This window comes from Ruminococcus sp. AF37-20, from assembly GCF_003460465.1.
In the GTDB taxonomy this organism is placed as follows: domain Bacteria; phylum Bacillota; class Clostridia; order Oscillospirales; family Ruminococcaceae; genus Hominimerdicola; species Hominimerdicola aceti.
On record NZ_QTVE01000006.1, the window covers coordinates 100,205 to 123,974 of the forward strand.

The following is a 23,770-nucleotide window of genomic DNA, read 5'->3' on the forward strand; positions in this document are numbered from 1 at the left end:
AATGACAAATATTTTGTGCAAAGGCACAATTATAAAACCGAAAGGGAAGAAAAATAAAATGGATTTTTTGAAGAGAGCATGGGCTGAGGTAGATCTTGACAGCATTGAATACAATCTGAAAGAATACCGCAGGCTCATAGGGGAAAAAACAGAGATAATGTGCGTTGTAAAGGCGAGCTGCTACGGACATTTTGACAACGGAGTAGTTCCGTTTCTTGAAAACGAGATGGACATTCGCTGGTTTGCGGTATCGAACATACACGAAGCCCACAGGCTCAGGGATATGGGCATAAAGGGCGAGATACTCATTTTGGGCTACACACCTCCTGAGAATGCGAAGTGGCTCACAAGGCTTGACATAATTCAGGCTTGCACAGAGCTTTCATATGCTAAAGCGCTTTCAGAAAACTCTGACGGCAAGGTACGCATACACGCCGCTATCGACACGGGCATGACGAGGATAGGTCTTTACGGGGAAACCGACAAGATATACGGTGAGCTTAAAGAGATATCGAAGCTTGAAAACATTGCGCTGGAGGGCATTTTCACCCACTATGCGGTGGCTGACAGCCTGAGAGAGCAGGACGAGAAATACACAAAGGCGCAGACGGAGAAGATACTTGCCGTTGCTGACAAGTGCGAAGCAGAGGGGCTTCACCTTGAAAAAGTGCATTTTCTCAACTCAGCCGGCGGAGTATACTATTATAATGAGAGAAGCTCTCTTGCAAGGCTTGGAATAATACTTTACGGACTTTATCCTGACCCTGCAAAGGCTCTGCCTTTTGAGCCAAAGCCAGCTATGGAATTTAAGGCGGCTGTTGCGCAGGTAAAATACATAGACAATGGCACTGACGTAAGCTACGGCAGGACTTACACTGCAAATGGCAAAGTGAAGCTCGCAACTGTTACGGCAGGCTATGCAGACGGATATCCCAGGGCGCTTTCAAACAAGGGATATGTGCTTATCAACGGAAAGAAATGCCCTATCACAGGCAGGATATGTATGGATCAGTTCATGTGTGATGTAACTGAGGTAGAGGACGTAAAGGCAGGGGACGAGGCTGTCCTCATAGGCGCACAGGGAAATGAAAGGATAACCGCCGACGATATCGGCAAAATGACTGGAACGATAGGCTACGAGATAGTTTGCGGAATATCTGCAAGAGTGCCGAGAGTTATCTCACGCCATGGAGAGCAGACGGCTGTTCTTGAAATAGAGTAAGGGAGGATAAAGAGCCATGATAAGATTTTTCGGTGGCAGGGTAATGACCCTTGCCAACGGCATAGAAACGCAGGATATTGAGGTCTGGACGGAAGGCTCAAAGATAGTTTTCGTTGGCAAGCCTACGGCTGAGGAGCTTGACGGAAAGGTTTTTGAACGTGAATATGACCTCAAGGGAAATCTCCTTATGCCGTCATTCAAAAATGCGCACACTCACTCGGCAATGACTTTTCTGCGATCATATGCTGACGATATGCCTTTGCAGGACTGGCTTTTTAAGCAGATCTTCCCAATGGAAGCAAAGCTTGACGGAGAGAAAGTTTACTGGCTCACGAAGCTTGCTATACTTGAATATCTCACAACAGGCTGTACGGCGGCATTTGATATGTACTTTGAGCTTGACGATTATGTAAAAGCCTGCGTAGAAAGCAGCTTCCGCTCTGTGCTTTGCGGTGCGGTGAGCGGTGACAAGTCTAATCTTGAAAGGCTTGAAAACAACTATCTGAAATACAACAATGTTGACCCTCTTATAAGCTTTATGCTTGGCTTCCATGCAGAATACACCTGCGAAAAGGAGCTTATGGAGGGCGTTGGCAAGCTTGCGGCAAAATACAAAGCGCCTGTTGCAATGCACAACTCGGAAACTGCAAAAGAAGTCAGAGAGTGCATAGAGAAATACGGCATGACGCCAACTGAGCTTTTTGACAGCTTCGGAATTTTCGACTTTGGCGGTGCAGGCTTCCACTGCGTTCACATGAGCGACAAGGATCTTGAAATATTCAAAAACAAGGGCGTATGGGCTGTTCACTGTGCAGGCTCTAACGTAAAGCTTGCAAGCGGCATTGCACCTATCGTAAAAATGCAGGATATGGGAATAAATATTGCTATAGGTACTGACGGCCCTGCAAGCAACAACTGTCTTGATATGTTCAGAGAAATGTTCCTTATGACAGGCTTACAGAAGATAGCTTGCGATGATGCTTCTGCCTGCCCTGCTGACTCGGTGCTGAAAGCGGCAACCGTAGGCTCTGCAAGGGCAATGGGGCTTTCTGACTGCGACATTATTGCAGAGGGCAAGCAGGCTGACCTTATCGTTATCGACCTTTTTCAGCCTAATATGCAGCCTCTTAACAACATAGGCAAAAACCTTGTTTACAGCGGTTCAAAGCAGAACGTCAAGCTCACGATGTGTGCAGGTAAAGTGCTTTACGAGGACGGCGAGTTCAAGATAGGCGAAGAGCCTGCTGTTATTTACAAGAAAGCTAACGAGATAATAGAGAGCATGAAAGATTAAATGTAGGGGCGGCCTTAGGTCGCCTTTATCTTTTACGCAAACACTGTGTTGACACACAAAAAAAGGGACGCTTTGAAACGTCCCTTTTTACATTATATTCTATTCTTCAAAGAAAAATGCTTCGTTTGCAGGATAGTCTGTTTCGTCCGTGAGAGTTACCACTGCACAGCCATTTGAGCTTTCGTCCTTTTTGCCGAATATCTGATCTCTGAAAAGCCAGAAAACGTCAACGCAGATAACAGCAAGTATAAGAATGATAAGTATTATCGGCACAAGTGCGCCTGCACCCTTTCCGGGTGTCACGCCGTTCATTTGATTCATCTGATTTGCCTGATTCATCTGCATCTGTGGCATTGCATTGTTCACAGGCTGAGCAGGCTGCTGATAGCCCTCTGGTGTAAGAACTCTTTCAGGCTGCTGAGGCTGTGGTGCAACGTTCGGTGTTTCCGCAACTGTTGGCGTCTGAGGTATTTCCACAGTTCTTGAAGCCATTGCAACTTCCTCGGCTGTCGGCTGTGCAGGCTGAACAGGCTTTGCAGGCTCTTGTCCAGGCAGATAAACGCTGTCCATAGTCGGCATATCAGGAGTCGTTGGCGGAATAGTCTGATTTTGCACAGGAGTGTCGTCAAAATGCAGCTCAGGCACTTCGATAGACTCCATTTCAGGATTTCTCTCGTCCACTACAGGCTCGTCGGCAGGCGTTTCGTCCTGCGGCACGGCTGTTCCGCAGACGTTGCAGAACTTAGCCCCCGCATTAAGTGTATTTCCGCACACTGAGCAGACCTTGCTCTTTATAAGCTTCTGCGGCATTCTTGTTCCGCAGGCAGCGCAGAACTTTGCACCGTCGGCAACAGGCAGACCGCATTTTGGACAATTTTCCATATTAATACCCTCTTTTCATATTATTATTATTGATCCCCTCAGCCCTTCTGGCTGAGATCAAATTTTTCGATAACTTTTCCGAAAATATACCAGTTGTTTTCTATTTTGACCACTGTTATCTCACGGCTGGCAGACAGCTCGCCGCTGTCAGTAGTCTCTGTGAGCTTTGCTGTCATTGTAACAGCTTTTTTTATAGTCACATTTTTGTGATAGCTTTCCTTATAGCTTTTTTCAAGGTCTTTCAAGCCGTCGCTGTCAAGCTCTTTTTTATCGCTGAGCTTATAAGAAAGCTCCGTTTTTTCCTCGCCCCTTGTGAGAAGCGTTTCCGCAAGGGCTTCGTTATAGCGGTCGCTGTTTTTATACTCCGCCTCCGCTTCCGGGGTAAAGCAGGAAAGATATGACTGCGTATCGCTATACTGCGCCGCTGTGACAAGTGTCGCCACGGGCTGTTCATATCCCAGAACCGCTCTTTCTTCCTCTCCGCAGGAGCAAAAGAGCATTGCCACACACAAAAGCATACACAGCACTGATAATTTTTTCATTGTGCAAACACCGCATTTTCAAAAACGGGCGGAAATTTCTCCGCCCGTTACTGATAGTTTATAAATCTTAGAAACCTGTGCTTATTGGAAGGTCGCCCTCGTCCAGAAGCACCCATGTGCCATCCATCTTGCCAACAACAACAGTTGTCTTGTCGGTCTTATCAGCATCTTCGCCTTCGATAGTGTACTTGATCTTTACCTTGTAAGCCTTTGTTACCTTATACTTCTTAGCCTTTTTGCTGCTGAGTATTGACGCAACGTCTGAAGCTTCATTGTAGCTGTCAAGAATATCAGAATCGACCGCTGTCTTTTTAACGACCTCATAGCTTATCTCAGCGTCATCGCCGTATTTCTTTGTAAGCCTATCTCTCTGATTTTCAGCTTCTTCTTCAAAATCCTCGTCGCTTATCTCAATAATACCGTCCAGAGCGTCTGCCATATCTTTATAATAAGGAGGCATAAGCTCTTCATAAGCCTTACCGTCACCGTCATTGAGAACGTCCATAACGTTATTGATAGGAGTTTTCCAGCTTCCGCCGCCGAATATCATACAAAGGATAACAACTACCAGAATAACAAGCACGAGCAGAACTGCCAGAACTGCGATAGTGAGCTTATTAGGCTTGTTTTTCAGATTTTTGATGTTTTCAACAGAAACAGCGTCCTTTATAGCGTTCATGTCGATATTCTTGGCTGCCTGCTGAAGATTTGCCATTGGTGAAGCGGTCTGCTGTGCAGGCTGCTGAGGTGCTATTGTTGCACCGCACTGAGTGCAGAAAGTCGCATTGTCATTAAGCTGAGCTCCGCACTGTCCACAAAATTTTGCCATATGATTCTCTCTCCATATTCTTTATAAATTTTTTTGAAGATACTTACTTCATAATAATATATTAAACTAAAGCGTTAGATTTGTCAATAGTTTTTCACAAAGTTTAGCAAAAAAGTACACATCATCAGCCCTTTTCGCACATTTGTTACATATTATTTTGAAAAAGCTGTTACAAAACCTTAAAGCTGTTTACCTATTCTTATGATGCTTTCAGTGATAAGCTTTTTGAAAAGGGGAGCAGCCTTGTCTGCACATTCCTGAACTTCAGCATGAGTGAGAGGATTATCCGTCATGCCTGCTGCAAGGTTTGCAACGCAGGATATTCCGCAGACTTTCATGCCTGCATGATTTGCGGCGATAGCCTCGCAGGCTGTTGACATTCCCACTGCGTCAGCACCGATAGTTCTTGCCATTCTTATTTCCGCAGGGGACTCGAAAGACGGTCCGGTGAGCTGGAGATAAACGCCATGGCGGAGGGTTATGTCAAGATCTTCTGCCGCACCTGAGATGATATCCCTGAGCTTTTTGTTATATATCTCGCTCATATCAGGAAATCTTGTTCCAAGCTCGTCGATATTCTTGCCGATAAGAGGATTAGGAACAAAGCTTGAGATATGGTCGGTTATAAGCATGAAGTCGCCTGCCTTGAAGCCTGCGTTCACTCCGCCCGATGCGTTTGTAAGGAAAAGCACCTGTGCGCCCAACATTCTCATAAGTCTTGCAGGAAGCACAACGTCCTCCATTGCATATCCCTCGTAATAATGCACTCTGCCCTGCATTATAACAACAGGCACTTCGCCAACATATCCGAAAACGAACTGACCCTTATGACCCTCTACCGTTGATGTAGGGAAGCCCTCTATATCCTTATAGCTAAGGGTATATTTCACGTCTATGGAATTTGCATAATCGCCAAGACCTGAGCCAAGCACAAGGGCTACCTTTGGCTCAAAGTCTATTTTACTTTTTACGCACTCATAACATTTTGTAAGCTTTTCATAAGCTGTCATAAAATTTCCTCCTATCAATCCTCACCAAGCTTCAACGCCTGACTTATCTTTATCTTCTTTATAAGTCTGCCAAGCACCACAAAGGCTGTGAGCAGCATAACTCCTATAACTGCATAAAGCTTCAGATAGTCGCTGCGTTCAGGTATCACTGCAAACGGCGGCACTGACTGGCTTGCGTCAAAGATGCTCTGGAACAGCGGTACGAAAAGGTCGCTTGTTACGCCGCCGATAAAGATAGCGGCGAATATTGCAACTCCTGACACCAAAAGCTGTTCATAGACTATCATCATTATTATCTCTCTGAACTTCATTCCCATTGCTCTTAGGATACCAAACTGCAAAGTCCTGCTCTTTATGGAGAGTATCCAATAGATAAGGAAACCTATTATGCACATCACCATGATGATGATAAAGCCGAGAGTGAGAGCGCCGTTCATGCCCTGGAGCATAGGGTCGTTTTTCTTTTCTATGGTCTGCTGGCTTGCAGATTCAAGGGTGAGGGGTTTAATGCCTGCTTTGTCTATTGAGTCATAAAACTCCTGAACGGAAGCTCCGTCTTTGAGCTTGAACCATACCTCATAAGGCTCCATGCTTGTCTGAACGTTCACATAATCGTAGTTCATAACGGCAAAGTCCATATAACCGCCGTTTTTCGCCTCTTTATAAGGGCTTAGTCCCGGCCAGTAGTCAACAAAGGCAAGGACGGTCACTTCAAAGGGCTCGTTTCCGCCCCACTTACACTCTACAGTATCACCAAGCTCCAGACCATAGCTTTTGAAGCTTGAAGAGAGGATAACTCCCGGAGTATACTCTGCGAGGGCATTCAGGTAGTTATTTAACTGAACCGGCAGAAGTCTGTCCTCAAATTTGCAGACCTTTGAGAAATCGCTTGGCACTATGGTCATAAGCTGGACATTGCTTGTTGAGCTTTTGCCTGAGCTTGTGTCAACGCTTTGGTCAAGGAAATCGTCACGGGTCTTTTCCTCATCGTCAGACTTTGTCTGCTGTCTTGGAACGTTCATTTTGTTTGAAGATATGGTCACGCCGTCTTTTCTGAAAACCTTTGTGACATTTTCCACTCCTGCGAGCTTTTCAAATCGCTCAAAAACAGGCTCTACATACTGTATGGTAGTTTCTGTATCTTCTTCGTCGCTTTCCTCGGAAGTCTGCTTTGTGCCTGATTGAGCTGTCTGAGATGCGCTTTGAGGAGTGGTCTGCTGTGCAGATTCTATTTTACTGCTATACCACTGTTCTGTAAGAACAGCGTCGCAGCCAACCCCATAGGCAACGCTTTCCTCGGCATTTCTGTTCAAGGCTCTTGCGGTATTTGCAAAGAACACGCCCAATGATACAGTAAGAACAAGGAACAGCATCAAAAATCTTTCCCTGCCCGTTGAGGAGCGACCGATATTAGTCAGTGAAACATACTGTGCAGGCGACCACACTCTTCTGCCTATTCTTGCGAGAAGCCTTATTATATAAGGATATATCCTTATAAGAAACAGACCAAGGCCAAGTATAAAGGCAGTGGAAGCCACGAACATTATAGGGTTTACTGTTGCGGTGGTGTCTGTTACACCCTCTGCAACAAGCTTTTCCTGAGTTTTGTTGTAATAATAAAGCCAGCCAACTGAACCGCCCACAAGGATAAAATCAAGGCAGACCTTTTCCCACAGAGCGTGCTTTTTCTTTTTGGCTTTTGACTGCTTATGCTCAACAATAGTTGTTTTTGTGGCAGGAAAGATCGGTATCATAGTTGTGACAAAGAACACTGCCACGGCTATTGCCGCATAGACGACAGCTTCTATTGTCATATGAACAGGGAGCGAACGCCTGTTGACAAACTCCAAGAATCCGTTTGACGCACCAAGTACCTTGCAAAGTCCAAGACCTGCGAATGGTCCTATTATAACGGTCAGAACACCCAGTACGAGAGATTCCAGAGCATAAATGCCCATTATCTGCAAGCGGCTTGCTCCACGGCTTTTGAACACCGCTATCTCGTTACGCTCCTGCTCAACGTTGAGCTGCGACACCATAAAGAGATAGAATATTATCATAAGTATGACAGGTATCTGCAAAAGCCACAAAACAAGCTGGAGCTGTGATGAACGGCTCTCATAGTCCTTGAGGATATCTGAGGCAGGCATCGAAAAGCCTATGGAATTTTCACCAAAATAGGTCTTTTGCTTTGCTATCATCTCATTTGTGCTTGCAAGATCAGTCATATTCATGGAAGCATAATCCACCGCATAGTTATGGACAGCCTTTGTGATATTCACAACGCCAGTATCAACGCAATCCCCGAGCATTGTGTCATAATCTGTAAAGACAACGGCTGTATACTGAGAATCAAGACCCTCTGCCCAATATGCGTCATTTTCGTCCTTAACGTCAAAAACGCCCACTATCTCTATTTTTATTGACTTGTTATCATCAAACACGTCGGCTATCTCATAGACTGTGTCTATAGCAAGCTCTGTGCTTTTCAGGGCTTTTTCTGTGGCAACGCACTCGTAAACGCCGTCTGAACGCTTGCCTGCAGTGAACATTCTGCCCTGCTTTATGCTGATATGGTCGGAAATATCCGTCATACCGCCGAGAGTGAACCTTGCCTGCGAATTGCCATCTGAAACGGCAAGTGAACGCACATAGAGATACTCGTCACTTATATACTTCTTATCAAGCTTTTCAGGCAGACCAAGCTCCTTGAACTTAGCCTCCACTTTGTTATTATAATTCTCAACAGCTTTCTGCTGCTCACTGCCTGAGATATCCATTTTCAATCCATAGCTGGTATTATACGCACCCGGATAGATCTCATATTCTGTCTGGAACGACTCAAGATCCTTTACAAGCATTCTTTGCAGAGAAGCGTTCATATAAATAGGGATAGTGCTCATCATGGCAGACGCCATAACAAAGCCTATCAGCAGGCAAAGCACCATCCATTTGGTGTTTCGCATTTTACGGAACAATAAGGTGAACATAAGCTTATCCTTTCAAACCTATCTGATAACAATTTCGTCGCCCTCTTTAAGACCAGATTTTATCTCGGTCTGAGAGCCTGTAGAAAGTCCTGTTTCCACTTCAACGGCAGTTTTTTCACCGTTTTTCAGCACATAAACTACCTTTGTGCCGTCAACCTTTTTTATCAGATTATTTGAGATAACGATAGCGTCCTTTACGCTGTCAAGGACAAGTATCGTATCTGCAAGCTGACCCACTGCTTCCGCAGGGGCGGTATCCTTGAAACGAACATAAATAGTATCCGCCTGATAATCTATACCTGTATCGTCAACATTATTGTGATCCTCATTCTGCTCAGCCTGATAATCAGCAAGCTTTTTAGGAGTCATAAAAACAACACCGTCATAATAATCCTCGCCTATCCTTATCTGCACTTCTGTGTCGATATCATACTGGGTGAGGTCGTCAGGCTGTATTGCGATATAAAGAGCCGAAGTATCTATAACAGTTGCGATAGTCTGACCAGGATTTACGTTGTCGCCTGCTCTTACGTCAGAGAGTGACGAAACAACGCCGTCTATAGGTGATTTCAGGCTTGAATCCTCCTTCTGAGCCTGCAATTTTTCAAGTTCTTTTTCAAGGAGCTGCACGTCAACATAAGCAGAGTCTATCTCTGCCTGAGAGCCACCGCCTTCATAAATTATATCAACTTTAAGCTTTGCTTTTTCGAGATAAAGCTGTTTTTCTTCTATCTGATAGTCAAGGTCATATGTATCAAGGTCACAGATAACATCACCCTTTTTGACCTTATCGCCTGCTTTTACATAAAATTTTGACACTGTGCCGCTCTGCTTTTCATAAGAGAGAGTATACTGATTTTCCGCTGTGACAGTGCCCGTTGCGACTATCTTCTTTTCAAGGTCTTTTTTCTTTGCCGTCACTGTGGAATATGTAACATCGCTTGCCTTCACGGTCGGTGCATCAAGGACTTCCTCCTCGTCAGGAAGCAGATAGCAACCCCCTGCGGAGAGGCACATTATCGCTGATACTGCGGCAGCAAAAAGCTTTTTTAAATCAACTTTTATATTCATGTTCAGACTCCTAACTGAATATTTTTATAAACAACTTACCATGGGCAATAATACCCAAAGTAATTATATCAAAAAAAAGGTGTTTTTTCTATACACGATTGTACTAAATTAACCTGACATTTCAAAGCAATATGCACAATTGCGTTGCTTTATATATGTACAAATTTAATAAGTCTTAAATATATGAACATAAAAAGGGCTTCACGCAAAAAAAGTCCCGCACCGAAGTGCAGGACTTTTGATAAGCATATTTGCAAATTAGTTTGCAAGACCTGATCTTTCAACACCCTCGATAAAGTATCTCTGGAGAAATACATACATAACAAGGATAGGTGTGATAGAAAGCAGACAACCTGCTTCAAGCCATACGATTATCTGTCTTACAGATACCGCCTGACCGTCGAAGAGCTGCTGAGTCAGGTTTGTATTCAGGTTCTTCAGCATAAGAGCGACAGTGTCGTTCTGTGTGAAGAATGATGATGATACATAGTAGTCGTTCCAATACCAAACGATAGAGAACAGGAATACTGTCAGGAACGATGACTTTGCGTTAGGACACATGATAACAAGGAATGTTTTCAGTGGGCTGCAGCCGTCGAGGTATGCAGCATCTTCAAGCTCCTTAGGAAGTCCTCTGAAGAACTGACGGAAGATGAAGATAAACAGACCTGCACGGAGTCCGTTTGCAAACAATGCAGGAAGATACATTGTCCAACCGCTGTTGATAAGCGATGTTGATTTGCCAAGTGTGAATACCTTAGCGAGCCACTCCGGCTTGAAGTAAGCATACTGGAGGTAAAGTGGAATAGTTGTGATCTGTGGAGGTACGATGATCATAAGAACAACGATACCGAACAGGATTCCCTTACCTTTGAACTTAAATCTAGCGAAGCCGTAGCCTGTGATAGAGCAGGTGATAACCTGAAGGACAGAGGCCACGAGGTTAAGGATAACTGTGTTTACAACAGTATCTTCAAACTTCATTACTCCCCAAACGTCCTTGATGTTATCGAGTGTGAAGCTCTTAGGGATCCAAACTACTGATGGGTCGTTCATCTGCTCATTTGGTCTGAACGCAGTTGAAAGCATGAATATCAGTGGATAGAGGATTACGAAACACAGACCAAACAGGATAAGAAACCTGAAGAACGGCCAAACCATTCCGATCGCTCTTCTTCTTCTGTTATAGCTGATCTGCTCAGGGGTGAGATATTTCTCAAGACCCTCCTCTTTCATCTTCTTATAACGGGCTTTAATAGCAGCCTTTCGTTCTTTTTCGAACTCTTTTTCTTCTTTTTTAGTTGCCACTTAAATCCCCCCTTATTCTACTTCATAGTAAACGAACTTATTAACAAGTGCTACGACAAGTGCAAGGAATACTGCTACGATAAGGAAGTATGCCCAAGCCATTGCCGCTGAGTAGCCATGCTCCCAGTTGCTTGCCTTGTTAAGAACGATCGTCATAACTTCGTTCTGTGGATCGACGAATGAGTCAACGATTGTATAAACCACGCTTGAAAGTATCATTGGGCTGATATAAGGAATTGTGACTTTCCAGAAGAACTCCCATGAAGTTGCACCCTCGATCTGGGCTGCTTCCTTGGCTGAGAGCGGGATACCCTGAAGTGCTGAAAGCACCAGAAGTATCTGGATACCTGAGTTCCATACAAGGTTCAGGATGTCGGTGGTCAGCGAGTTTATCATCATAGTGAGCTTATCACTGATGTTGTAGATACCGAGGAAGTTCAGCAACTGGTCAACGAGGTCAGCCTCGAACATTGAGCTAAACTGCTCAGATCCGCCTGCGTATCCGCCTGTGCTCATGTTACCGTTGATGATGTCGATAACAGGACCTGTAGCGATGATAACAGGGAGGAAGAATACTGATCTTGCGAATGTTCTTCCCTTGAATTTCTGATTAAGGATAACTGCGATAAAGATAGAGAATATGAGGATAAGAGGAGTTCTCAAAACCGTATTCTCGATCATTGCTACCAGAGCCTTGGAATAATCCTGATCCTTACGGAAAGCGTTTACATAGTTTTTCCAACCGATAAAGGACATTTTCATTCCGCCCTGAGTTACCTCAGTTTTGTTGAATGAGTAAATGAGAGATTCTATAAGAGGCAGGATAAAGAAGTAGATAGTACCCAGCGCCCAGATCGCTATAAATCCGTAGCCGTAAAGTCCTTTTCTTTTTTCATAAGAAAGTCTGTGCTTCTTTTCCTTCATCACAGGTGCAGGAGCGACTGCCTCAGCGGCAGGCTCTTCTGCGATTATCTCCTCTGTTGAAATTTCTTCTATAACAGCCTCAGCGTCATTTTCCTTTTCGACTGTATCTTCAAGATCCTCAGCCTTAACAGCCTCGATCTCTTCAGGAGTGTTTTTGATCTCTTCGCTCATTATTTTGTCAAACCTCCTTCTATACAATCTGCAAGGTCATAGACCTCTGTGCCTACGGTAGCTGTTGCGTTCTTCTTATCAACACTGATAACAACGTCTGAAGCTCCGTCCTTTGAATAAGTTGTGGTAAGAACGTTCTTGTCGTCGCTCAGCTCATACTTTGTGATCGTATAATCTGAAACGCCTGAAAGTATGCTGCTTACCTTTTTGTACTGATTAGCCGCAAGATCTGTCCAGCCTGCATAGTTTGAATAATACAGGTCGTCATATTCTGTATCCTGAAGCGTATCAGCGTCAGCGTATGTCATATCATAGTGTATCTGCGAGCCTGAAGCCAGTGAAAGCAGGAATGTTTCATCTGAATTTGAGCTCTTATTGATAGGTGTTGAAGCGTAGTCAACATATCCGTGAATGACCATCTGATAGAACGGGATATCGAAATCTGTTACGTTGAATCCACTGGAGTAAACAGGAACGTTTGAAACGTTTGTTACATATGGGAGAACGTAAGAGTTCGCACCGTCTGCGAATACTGTACTGATCTTCTCGCTCGCACTCTTATAGCCGTCAACGACAGTATTCATGGTCTTGCTTCTGCTTGAAGGATCCTTCTTTGAATAGTCAGAAACAAGCTTTGTTGAATAATCACCGAAGCCGATAGAAGTGAGCTTTTCATCAGTATAGCTCTCGAGCATTTCTGTGAACACATTCGAGTACTTGTTTGGTGTGAGCAGGGCAGGTGAAACTCCCTTTTCTGCAACACCGAAGGCCGGGCTGTATGATGACTGTCTTGAATAAGCATTTGAAACTCTGATAGCTGTGCTTGTAAGAGTCATATATCCCCATGAACCACTGTCCATCTTGAAGTTGTTCATTGAAGGAACGATCTTCATATTATCGTCCTTTGAGATAAGCTTATCGAATGCGCTTGAACCGCCAAGCTTGCCGGACGGAGATACCTCTGTGGATATCTTGTTCTTGATAGAGTCATTTGTCCAGTCGTTATAGTTGACAGTTATGTTGTCAACTCCACCGTCCTTGAGGATATCAAGTATGTCGGAAGCCTGATCGAAGCCGGTGATCTCTGTTTTAAGATTGAATGGGATACCGAGAATAGAAGTATCCTTCATAACGCCGCCATAAAGGTCAACGTAAAGATCGCTCTTATTTGCCTGAGCCTTAGCTGTAAGACCCTTATTATTGATAAGGTAGTTTCTGTAGACCTCAGCGCAGTCTGCGTAGTTAAGATCCTCGCCGTTGTCTGAATCAACAGGATAATAACGAACTCCAAATCTCTCGGTCTTTATTCCGTTCTTCTCGAACACTGTGATCTTGTTTGAGTTATCACCGCTCATGAAGAATGAGTCTGAGCTTCTTGTTTCAAACTCGAAGTAACAAGTGTTGTAAGCCTGCTTTTCCTGTCCGCATACCTGAGCGTGAGCATAAACGTTTGACTCACCGTCAGAAGCAACGCAAACAAGTCCGGATGAACCGCTTACTGTTGCAAGGACCGGCATATAAGCCTGCTGAGTGGTTCTTGGAGCTGTTATTGGAACAGCTGTATAATCTCTGCCGAATACCTGCTGATTATAGTCAGCGTACTCGGTCTTGCCGTTGTTGTAGTTTATTACAGCACCACTTCCGTCAGGAACTATCATATAGCCTGTTGCAGTTGAATCAGCAGCGCCGAAGTTAGGACAAAACTCGATCTTTGTAAGCACCTTTCCGTCTACCTGAGAAGTGTTTTTCTCCTCGATCTCATCTGAATCGCAGTAAACATAGAGGTTATCGTCCTCAAGAACATAGTGTATCTTGAGCTTTACACCATCAGAAACGTAGTTATATGTAGCAACAACGCCGTCTGAATTTTTCACCCATTTTACTTTTGCCTTGTTGGAGTAAACCGGAGCAGGGGACTCTGTTCTCTTTTCCTGTCTAAGGTCACCGACTTTGATAGCTGCACTTGAAGCGATCTGCTTTCTCTGGGCATTTTTCATTGCTGTGCCCTTTACAGTGTCGATAATGGTCTGGTCAGCCTCAACATTTATAGGCGAAGTCCACCAATACTTACCTGAAGCCTTTACATAAAGACAAAGTCTTTCGTTTTCTTCGTCAAGATAAAGAGCTATCTTGTCGTTCTCTGTTATCTTTTCGCACATTGCAAGAGCTTCTTCGTCAGTTATAGGCTGAACCTCGTCGTCCTTGCTTGCTGTAGTAGTTGTTTTCTCATCGGCTGCTGAATCTTCAGCAGCTTCATCGCTGCTTTCATCGGCAGTAGCTGCTGCGTCGGAAGCGTCAGCTGAGCTTGTATCATCAGCCGCTGAATCGACACTGCTGTCAGTATCCTTTACTGCGGCGCTTGAATCAGCCTGGCTTGAACTCTCGTCAGTGGAAGAAACCACCATTGACCCCAGAGGCATCAGCATTGTAAGGCAGATAGCAAAGACAACTGCTTTCTTGTAACTTTTGTTATGCATTTATTATTTACACCACCGTTTCTGTTTTAGCCTCTGATCCTGTACATGATCTCAGTATAAACTGAGTAACCGAATACATATACCTGCTGGAACAATGAAAGGAGAAGTATCGCAAGGAACAATATAAGAAGCATTGCGACGATCGTACCAATAATTGAAGCAAGTGTTTTTCCGAATGAATACTGGTGAACGGCTCTCATTGCCTGCACCATAAGGATAACAGACCAGCCGATGCCAAGATACTGGATTGCTGTGATCCAGATCGACTCGTCCTGTACCAGAACGTTTGAAAAGATCACTGCGATAAATGTGCAAACGATGTAAGGAACGAGAGAATATGCAGAATAGATGCAGATCTTTTTAAGTGTACCTTCACCGTCGAGAAGTGTGCATATTGCCCAGTTGCCGAGTACCCAAGTGAAGAAGTAAACTACAGACTGAACGATAAGCGGAACAACGTTGAATACTTTAACGTAACTGTAATTGAACTGAAAGCCTGTGAGCTGTCTGTCAACGACCATTGCAATAAAGAGGAAGAGAACTATGAGCATCGATATTTTCATTGAGCCTTGTTTCTTCCATCTCAGGTCTTCAAAACCTTCAACAGGGTGGAAAACACAATGCTTGAGCCAACCTACCGGAGTAAATTCATACATATCAGTTTCCCTCCTTCTTCTTGCGTTTGATGAGCTTTATGCCCTTTTTCTTGAGAACTGCTTTTACGATGAGCAGAGCGATTATAACGATTATAACTATCATTATAGCTGTAAAGTTATCTCTGAGCCATTCTTCTCTTGCATACTTGAACGCCTTATCGTAGTCGTCCCGATCGTAAGCTGTCTTGAAGTAATCCAGAGCCTTTGTATACTCACCGTCGTTAAGGCAAGCCTTGCCAAGACCAACATAAGCCATTGCATAGCCGCCGTCTCTCTTTATAACTTCTTCCCAGTCAGCTCTTGCGTCTGAGTATCTGCCTTCGTCATAAAGGAGAACTGCTCTGTGTACCACGTTGCCGAAAGTTGTTTCGGTGTAGATAGTGATATCGTTCTTTGTACCGTCGAGGATATACACCTCGTTGCCTCTTGCCTCGATAGCGTTTGGTCCAAGGAAGCTTCCTGCTTGATCGGATGTGGAGTTCTTTGTACCAAAGATACAAAGGAGGTTGCAAAGCTTATCATACTGGAACACTCTGCCGTTTTCATAGTCAAGAACATTTATTGTTCCGTTGTCTGAAACACAGATATCTGTGAGTCTGCACTTATAAGTTTTGTTTGTTGTTGAATCATACTCTGAAGCAACATCACCGAATGAATACTTGTCGCCGACTGCGTTATCCCAGATGTTATAACCTGCTGGGTTAAGCTTCTTAACGGCGTCGGTCGTAGTATTTGCAGCCTCAGTTACAGTGTAGATAAATCCGTCTGCGTCGATATCGAAGTTTGCATACTCGACCGGAACGTTTCTTGTCATTGCTGAGATCTGCTCGTTTGAAGCGATCTTTCTCCACAGCTTCTGAGCAATAACAGCGGCAGTTACCTCAACACGGTTAGCACCGTAGAAGCCCTGGAACTCACCGTCCTTATTGAACTGAACAGAACCTGTGTTTACTGACTTACAAACAACGTAGATATTCTCTGCCTTATCTGCAAGTATCTTTGAAGGGTTGAATGTTTCGGAATCATAAAGCTTTGTGTCAGGCTTTGTGTATTCCTGCACCAGAGTCATTTCTGTGCCTGACTCAACAGTGCATTTAACAGCCCTTGAATTGTCTGTATCTGCGATGTAAACATAAAGCTTATCATCAAAGATGCTCTTTTTGACATATATGCCGTTAGGATTAAGGAAGGTCGATCTTCCGTCCTCGCCTACAGATATTTCTGTAGAGCCTGTGAATCCGGTATAACAGCCTGTTACCTTAAGATCAGTATCAAGACGGAGTATTCTGTTGTTGCCTGAATCGCACACCCAGAAAGTATCGTTGTCCTGATCGTAAAAGAGGTCTTTTGCATCTGAGAGCTTTGCAGGAGCGTCATCGCTTATATAAAGCGGGTCGCTCGGATCTGAAAGCCTGTCAAGACCCATATCTGCACCTGTTACAGTCTTTTCTACACGGTAGGCACTCTGCGATGGGATCGCATCGTCCCAATAGTCGTAGTTATAGGCTGTATAAGGCTCATCTGCGAAAGCAGTCACGGTCATGGTCAGCGCCAGACCTGCTGCAAGTGCCGCAGAGATCATTCGTTTTAGAGAGATTTTATTTCTCGACACTACTTATCACCTTTTTTCCTTTTCTATAATCTAAGTTCAAATTAATCCTTCATACCTGAGTTAGCCATTGTTTCCATGACGTTGCCCTGAGCTACAAGGAATACGATCAGTGGTGGTATCAGAAGTACAACTGCTGCGGCAAATGTAACGCCCTGACGAGCAAGACCTGCTGCTGTGATCTGCTGTACAACTGTAGGTAGTGTTTTGAGCTGCTCGGAGTAGATAAGTGCTCCGCCCTGAATGTTCCATGCTCCCTGGAAAGCGAAGATGATAAGTGTCATCAAAGCTGGCTTTGAGTTTGGAACGACGATCTGCCAACAGATCCTGAACAGACCTGCGCCGTCCACCTTAGCCGCTTCCACCATGGAGTCGTGGATGGTTGTCATGCTCTGACGCATGAGGTAAAGACCCATTGATGTTGAAATGCTTGGGAGGATCAATGCCCAGTATGTATCGATCATATGGAGCTTAGCCATTACGAGGAACTGCATGATCCATGTTGCATTTGAGGAGAACAGGAGGGCAATAACGATGATCTGGTTAATGACCTTGTTTCCCGGGAATTTACACTTTGCAAGAACGAATGCTGCGCAGCAGCAAACGAAAAGGTTGCAGATACAAATTACTATTGTAATAAAGAAGCTGTTGAAGATATATCTTGACAGCGGTACCTGCCATGAGCTTGCGGCTACCTTGAACATATCTGAGAAGTTGTTGGTAGTCGGATTCAGTACATAAAGCTTTGGAGGGAACACGAACAGCTCCTCAACAGGCTTCATAGACTGGATAACTGAGTAATACAGCGGGAACACCATGAATGCACCAAGGAGACAGAGGAATACGAAAATAACTATATCTCCGCCAAGAGAACCATTGACTCTCGCCTTTTTCTCTTTAACCTTCAGCTTTTCAATAGACTGCTGCTTTTTTCTTTTTCTAGCCATTTTATATACTCCCCTCCTTTAGTCAAGATACTTGCCTAAGAGCCAGTTGATACCCTTATTGGCAAGGAGCATTGCAGCGAACAATACGAAACATATTGCTGACGCATAACCCATTTCGTAACGAATGTTACCATAGTCTGTTGCGTGGTTCATGATCGTGTGAGCTGCATAGTCTGTTGAAGGCAGACCTACGAGGTTCTGACCAACAACGCCGACTGTGAATGATGCTGAGATCTGGATAACGGCAGCGAACAGAAGCTGTGGTCCCATTGAAGGGATAGTGATGTAGAAAAGCTCCTGCCATCTGTTCTTGATACCCTCGATAGCACCTGCTTCGTACATTGACTTATCAATGTTCTGGAAACCTGCACGGATAGCAAGGAAGCCTGCACCCATTGACATCCAAAGCTGAACGATGATAACAACTGTAAGGATATAGTTTGTATCTGTGAGCCACTGTGCAGGTTCGTTCAGGATACCCAGATCGATAAGCACAGCGTTCAGGTAACCGTAGGAGTCACCTGACAGGATAAGCTGCCAGGTAACGTATACGGAAGTTGTCATAGAAGGTGCATAGAACACGAATGTGAAGAAGGTTTTGAGGAATGCGTTCATCTCGTTTATCAGCCAAGCGATGATAAAGCTGAGGATATAAGAGAACGGTCCTGTGAATATCGCAAAGATAAGAGTGTTTCTTACTGCGATAAGGAATACGTCGTCGTTAAGGAACAGCGTATAGAAGTTTGAAAGTCCTACGAACTTAGGAGTTTCGATCATGTTAAAGTTTGTAAAGCCCATTGGCAGCGACATTACGACAGGCACTACCGTGAAGATAATGAACAAAGACATGAAAGGCAGGAGCATTGCATAGCAAGCCTTGTTGGTTTTCATCATGTGCCATGTGTACTTCCACTTGCCCTGTTTTATCATAGGCGCTTCAGGATTGGTTTTGGCCATTAGTTACTCCCCTTTCATTAATTGTCGTACAGACCAAGATCTTCAAGCTTACGAGTGATCTCGTCGTTGATATCCTTATTGTACCAGAACAGTGTATCACGAGCGTTGTCGTAGTCATTAACTACAGCTCTGAATGCGTTCATAACGTTTCTTGTTACACCGTAAGATGCAGGAATGATCGGGATCTCTACCTGTGAATTAAGCTGGTCAAGAAGAAGATTTACTTCTGAAGTTGTCCAAGACAACTGCTGAAGAGCTTCTTCGTTAGCTGTTGCATATCTACCCATTGTACCAAGGATAGACTCGATGTTGTTACCGTACTTGACCTGAGCGTCAGTTGAGGTGAACCACTTGATGAAGTCCCAAGCGCCCTCCTGATCTGCTGCCTTTGTGAAGATAATAGCACCTGAACCATTGGAGTTTGCTGCGTGGTTGATAGTTCCGTCTTCCTGAACAGTACCAGGAACTGGCTGGAATCCCCAGCAGCCCTTGATCTCAGGAGCGGCTACAGAAAGCTGGTTATAGAATGTGTAGTTCTGGATAACTACCGGCATATCACCTGTTCTGAAACGTGTGAATGCGTCATAAGTCTGCTGGAAGCTGTATGTTGTATAGAACTTTGTCCAAGTATCAAAAGCATTTACGGCCTCCTGAGTATCGAATGTTGTCTTTGTCTGCTCATCGTTGTAGTAGTTAAGACCCTGCTGGAGAAGGAGCATAGCGAATGTGTTACCAGGCTCTGTGATAGCAGATACCTGAGTTGTTCCGCCTGTACTTGTCATTACAGGGAGGATAAGACCAACTTCAAGGTAGTTTCTCTGAAGTGTTGGCAGACAGTTAAGAAGTCCGTCCCAAGTGTTAAGATCTGTTGCTGGGTCGATACCGTACTCGCTGAGGATATCAGAACGATAGAACAGCATTGGGAAGGTCTGGTCACATGGAAGACCGTATGTACCGCCGTTGTACTGATAAAGAACAGTAGCGTCGTCTGCAAAACGTGTCTTTACCTCGTCAAAGTCGCTGAATGTGGTGAGATCTGTAAGAACGCCACGGGCTGCAAGCTGGATAGGGAAGTCGCCGCCCATGAAGAGAGCGAGGTCAGGACCCTTGCCTGCAAATGTAGCCTCAACGATACCGCCCTGAACGAGCTTAAGATTGATCTTTGTTTTAGCTGTTGGATTGTATTCACTTGAAATGAGCTGCTGGAGAGCCTCAGCGTTATCACGACCGAGCATTACCCAGCACTCCATAGCGCTTTCGTCCTCATCGGACAGTGCGTTGTAGTCCTCAAAGAAAGAACCGATAAAGCCCTTGAAACCGAAGCCAAGTGAGCCAAAGAATGACTTGTCACATGAAGTGAAATCCTGATCGGAAGTAGCTACCTCGATCATATCGACCTCAAGAGGCTGCTCACGATACTGGTTTACGAAAGAAGAAACCGATGTGATGTTATCCTTGATCTGTGACATCATCTCAGGGATAAGGTCAGGCTTCTTTATACACTTATCAAGAACGATAGCCATTTTCTCAAGAGTTTCAGCCTCAGTTCCGCCTGAACCTGAAAGCTTCTCGATCTCAGCCTTCTTATCTCTCAATGTCTGAGCATATTCCTTGAAATCAGGAACGATAGAAGGAATGGCTGTGTCGATCATGTAGTTGTTGTATTCATCAGGATCAGGACCTGTGATCTGTCTGATCTGTCTATAGTAGCTGTTTATGTTATAAACAAGCTCGTCCAGATCGCCCATGATCTCACCGATCTCACCAGGAACTGCTTCCAGAGAAATAGTGTTTGTGCCTGCCTGGAGGTAGAAATAAAGATCGTCGCCATTTTCAGACTTTGGCGTTGTGATGCTCCAGTCTGTATCGTAGTAGAACTTTATCTGATTAGCTTCAAGGCAAGGTACTTCGCCATTGACATAAAGACGTCTGTTGGAGTACATACCTCTCATCTGATCCTGTCTGCCTCTTATACCTATCTTATAGTAGCCGGCCTTGTCAACATTGAACTCCCATGTTACTGTCTGAGTTGACTGCGTCCAGCTTCCTGAACCGATAGTATTATATCTTGTTTTAGTAGGGCTTGAGCCGTTTGCGCTCGATGTGAGATAAGAGCTCTTATCTGATGTAGGATAAAGAGTTCTTGATGACTTGTAGGCAGCAGTTTCACCCTCAAGAGTGATCTTCTGTCCCTGAGCCTGTGTCAGATCGCTGTCTGATGGTGCTGTGTAAGCAGCAGGTGCTTCATACTGATAGAAAGTAAAGCTCTTGACAGCAAACTCAGCCTTTTCAGATTCAAATGTTATCGTATGTTCGCCAGCCTCCATATAGAACTCCAGCGGCTCGTTAAACAGTCCGTCGATGTCCTCCAGAGGAGTTTCCTGCCAGCATGGAGTCGATATCTGTCCAGGACGGATATCGTTCTGTCTTGAATCCTGTTTGATCTCAGATTCGTTGATCCATCTCTTGCTCAGCGTGATTCTTGACGCTGTTGCATATGGGCTTTCGCCGTCGATAAGCAACGAAAACTCAACGTCGTTTGTGTTGCTTTCAAGTGCCTCATATATCATCTTGATATTGTAGACGCCTGTTTCAGGAATGTTCACCGTCCAAGAAACTGAACCCTCCTGATTTGCCCACTGCATAACATCATTCTCTCCATCTACTGTAGTTACAGTGATCTGAGCGTCTGTTACTGAAGCAGGATCGTAATCCTTTCCCAAGACCTCGACTGTCTGGTCAGGTCTTGCAGCGTCGGCATACTTCTTTACATAGTTAGTATAAGAAGTCTGACGGATCGAATCGGTACCCGTCGTGGCAGCGGAGCTTCCGTCGCCTGTTGCAGAATCATCAGCAGTTGCCTGCGTGCCTAGAGTGCTGTCGTCCGCCGCTTCACTGTCTGCAAATGCTGGAACTGATGCGCTTGCACACAGAGCAAGTGCCAATGCGGAAGCAATAACACGCCTAAACATTGTGTCTTTCACTATGAATCCACCTTTCTAAATAAATTGCTTTTGGTTTTGCGAGAATCAAGCCTACTTAATTACATTCTAATATAAATAGTATAGAACCTCTTCATTATGTGATCCCCCACGGGAAATAAAGAAAATAAAGCTTACGTCCCCCCCGATCTGAACAGCACAAGCTTTTCGCCGTTCTCATCAAGTTCGACCTTGACCTTATCGCCGCCTTTCATCTCAAGGGCGTCCATAAAGTCCTTCGGGAGCTGCAGCCGTCCGGATCTGTCGAGGACGATAAGCTCTTCATGAGCCGTTTCCTCGCTGTTCTCAACCAGCACGATATCTCCCATTTCATTAAGCTCCTCCACATAAGAACGCTTTCTTACGATCTCAGAGCTTGTTCTTCCGTCTCTGATAGCCACCACTCTGTCGATATGATCGGCAAGCTTAAGGTCATGGGTAACGATCACTATAGTGATCTTCTCATCTTTATTAAGCTCCTTGAATATATCAAGTATCATATTGGAAGTCTTTGTATCCACCGAGCCTGTAGGTTCATCAGCCAACAGTAATCTCGGATCGTTTGCCAATGCAATAGCTATTGCAACTCTTTGCTGTTCGCCTCCCGACATCTGGTCGAGCCTGCTGTTTTTTCTTTTCAGCAGTCCCACTCTGTCAAGCAGCTCCAGTGCTTTCTGCCATCTTTTATGCTCGCCGTTAAGCAGCATAGGAAGCTCGACATTCTGCACAGCCGTAAGATACGGCACAAGATTTCTTGCATTATTCTGCCACACAAAGCCTACGGTGTTCCTTTTATACTCCATATAATCCTTATCAGTAAACTTCAGAAGGTCCTTACCGTCCACATAAAGGTTTCCCGCCGAAGGCTTATCAAGTCCTCCAAGCATATTGAGCAGCGTCGATTTACCACTTCCTGAGTTTCCGACGATCGCCATAAGTTCTCCACGCTCGACATCCAGGTCAAGTCCTTGGAGCGCCACCACCTCAACATCAGAAGTTTTGTAGATCTTCACCAGATTTTCACACCGTATCATATATTTATCATTGTCGGCAGCTACAATAGTATCAAGTTCATCACTCAACTATCTCACCGTCCTCTAATGTATATACCTTATCAGCTATATCTATCATGCTGGGGTCGTGAGTGGTCATTATGATAGTCATCTCATCTCTCGCCACCAGCTCTTTGAAAAGCTTTACAACGTGGAGCGCAGTTGCCGTATCAAGCTCGGCAGTAGGCTCGTCCGCAAAAATTATGTCAGGCTTATGTGCGATAGCTCTTGCTATAGCAACTCGCTGCTGTTCACCACCGGACATTTCCCCAGGTCGGTGGAACATTCGCTTTTCAAGTCCCACGCTTCGCAGACATTCCCTTGTGCGCTTATCCCTTTCTTCATATGGATATTTCGCAAGTCTCAGACCAAAGTCAACGTTTTCATAAGCGGTCATTCCCGACATGAGTGCCACAGATTGGAACACGAACGCCATTTTATACCGCCGTATATCATCTCTGGCTCTTTCAGAAAGCCTTGTAATATCCCGTCCGCCAAACATGACCTTGCCCTTTGTTGGCTTGTCAAGCGCTCCAAGAATATTGATAAGAGTAGTCTTACCGCTTCCTGAACGTCCTCTAAGGATCGTCAGCTTGCCTTTTTCTATTTCAATGTTGATATTTTTCAGCGCATTCACAACGCTTCCGTCGCCGATCTTAAAGTCACGGCACAGATCTTCAGTTGAAAGTATAGTGTCCATACCGCATGGCTCCTTTATCACATCAAACAGGATCATCGCCCTCATCTCATCCACTGTATTGGTCATTTTGACCTATGTAATATACTCAAACAAAGGTTAAAATATTTGTGCATTATTCACATATCGTGTCAGAAGCACACAACGACCA

At 44.6% G+C, this 23,770-nt stretch carries 18 protein-coding genes; 2 read left to right on the top strand and 16 right to left on the bottom strand.

Going from position 1 to position 23,770, the window contains the following annotated elements; translation table 11 throughout:
• Positions 1-58 precede the first annotated feature (58 nt).
• Positions 59-1,222 carry an alanine racemase gene (alr, locus tag DW015_RS05795; RefSeq protein ID WP_117904815.1) on the top strand — a complete coding sequence of 388 codons (1,164 nt, stop codon included), beginning with the start codon at positions 59-61 and terminating at the stop codon, positions 1,220-1,222.
• Positions 1,223-1,238: 16 nt separating this feature from the next.
• Positions 1,239-2,516: an amidohydrolase gene (locus DW015_RS05800; protein WP_117904817.1), complete on the top strand. Its 1,278-nt coding sequence runs from the start codon at positions 1,239-1,241 to the stop codon at positions 2,514-2,516.
• A 99-nt stretch (positions 2,517-2,615) separates the two neighbouring features.
• Here the strand turns inward: DW015_RS05800 and DW015_RS05805 are convergent, their stop codons facing one another.
• The 16 genes from DW015_RS05805 to DW015_RS05880 all read right to left on the bottom strand — a co-directional run bounded on the left by DW015_RS05805 (position 2,616) and on the right by DW015_RS05880 (position 23,622).
• Positions 2,616-3,398, bottom strand: a complete 783-nt coding sequence (locus DW015_RS05805) for a zinc ribbon domain-containing protein (protein WP_117904819.1) — start codon at positions 3,396-3,398, stop codon at positions 2,616-2,618.
• Between the two features lie 38 nt (positions 3,399-3,436).
• The gene (locus tag DW015_RS05810) at positions 3,437-3,940 is read right to left on the bottom strand and encodes a hypothetical protein (protein WP_117904820.1); all 504 of its coding nucleotides are present in this window, start codon (positions 3,938-3,940) and stop codon (positions 3,437-3,439) included.
• A gap of 67 nt (positions 3,941-4,007) precedes the next feature.
• Positions 4,008-4,769, bottom strand: coding sequence for a zinc ribbon domain-containing protein (locus tag DW015_RS05815; RefSeq protein ID WP_117904822.1), 762 nt, complete (start codon positions 4,767-4,769; stop codon positions 4,008-4,010).
• Positions 4,770-4,948: 179 nt separating this feature from the next.
• On the bottom strand, positions 4,949-5,779 hold the full coding sequence (locus DW015_RS05820) for a purine-nucleoside phosphorylase (RefSeq protein WP_117904824.1): 831 nt from the start codon (positions 5,777-5,779) through the stop codon (positions 4,949-4,951).
• Between the two features lie 14 nt (positions 5,780-5,793).
• Entirely contained in the window at positions 5,794-8,769 is a 2,976-nt protein-coding gene (locus DW015_RS05825; protein WP_117904825.1) for an ABC transporter permease, read from the bottom strand.
• 18 nt (positions 8,770-8,787) lie between these two features.
• Positions 8,788-9,840 carry an efflux RND transporter periplasmic adaptor subunit gene (locus DW015_RS05830; RefSeq protein WP_117904827.1) on the bottom strand — a complete coding sequence of 351 codons (1,053 nt, stop codon included), beginning with the start codon at positions 9,838-9,840 and terminating at the stop codon, positions 8,788-8,790.
• Between the two features lie 258 nt (positions 9,841-10,098).
• The gene (locus DW015_RS05835; RefSeq protein ID WP_117863583.1) at positions 10,099-11,148 is read right to left on the bottom strand and encodes a carbohydrate ABC transporter permease; all 1,050 of its coding nucleotides are present in this window, start codon (positions 11,146-11,148) and stop codon (positions 10,099-10,101) included.
• A 12-nt stretch (positions 11,149-11,160) separates the two neighbouring features.
• Complete coding sequence (locus tag DW015_RS05840; RefSeq protein WP_242988937.1) at positions 11,161-12,243, bottom strand: sugar ABC transporter permease; 1,083 nt, start codon at positions 12,241-12,243, stop codon at positions 11,161-11,163.
• Entirely contained in the window at positions 12,243-14,720 is a 2,478-nt protein-coding gene (locus DW015_RS05845; protein WP_117904829.1) for a DUF5696 domain-containing protein, read from the bottom strand. Before DW015_RS05845 ends, DW015_RS05840 begins: the two co-directional genes overlap by 1 nt.
• Positions 14,721-14,746: 26 nt before the next feature.
• Complete coding sequence (locus tag DW015_RS05850) at positions 14,747-15,376, bottom strand: Yip1 family protein (RefSeq protein WP_117856916.1); 630 nt, start codon at positions 15,374-15,376, stop codon at positions 14,747-14,749.
• A 1-nt stretch (position 15,377) separates the two neighbouring features.
• Positions 15,378-16,988: a tetratricopeptide repeat protein gene (locus DW015_RS05855; RefSeq protein WP_117856918.1), complete on the bottom strand. Its 1,611-nt coding sequence runs from the start codon at positions 16,986-16,988 to the stop codon at positions 15,378-15,380.
• A 41-nt stretch (positions 16,989-17,029) separates the two neighbouring features.
• Positions 17,030-17,932: a carbohydrate ABC transporter permease gene (locus DW015_RS05860; protein WP_022287236.1), complete on the bottom strand. Its 903-nt coding sequence runs from the start codon at positions 17,930-17,932 to the stop codon at positions 17,030-17,032.
• An 18-nt stretch (positions 17,933-17,950) separates the two neighbouring features.
• Complete coding sequence (locus DW015_RS05865) at positions 17,951-18,889, bottom strand: sugar ABC transporter permease (RefSeq protein ID WP_022287235.1); 939 nt, start codon at positions 18,887-18,889, stop codon at positions 17,951-17,953.
• A gap of 17 nt (positions 18,890-18,906) precedes the next feature.
• Positions 18,907-21,873 carry an extracellular solute-binding protein gene (locus DW015_RS05870; RefSeq protein WP_242993226.1) on the bottom strand — a complete coding sequence of 989 codons (2,967 nt, stop codon included), beginning with the start codon at positions 21,871-21,873 and terminating at the stop codon, positions 18,907-18,909.
• A gap of 131 nt (positions 21,874-22,004) precedes the next feature.
• Positions 22,005-22,952: an ATP-binding cassette domain-containing protein gene (locus DW015_RS05875; RefSeq protein ID WP_242993227.1), complete on the bottom strand. Its 948-nt coding sequence runs from the start codon at positions 22,950-22,952 to the stop codon at positions 22,005-22,007.
• On the bottom strand, positions 22,945-23,622 hold the full coding sequence (locus DW015_RS05880; protein WP_117896617.1) for an ABC transporter ATP-binding protein: 678 nt from the start codon (positions 23,620-23,622) through the stop codon (positions 22,945-22,947). Before DW015_RS05880 ends, DW015_RS05875 begins: the two co-directional genes overlap by 8 nt.
• Between the last annotated feature and the right edge of the window lie 148 nt (positions 23,623-23,770).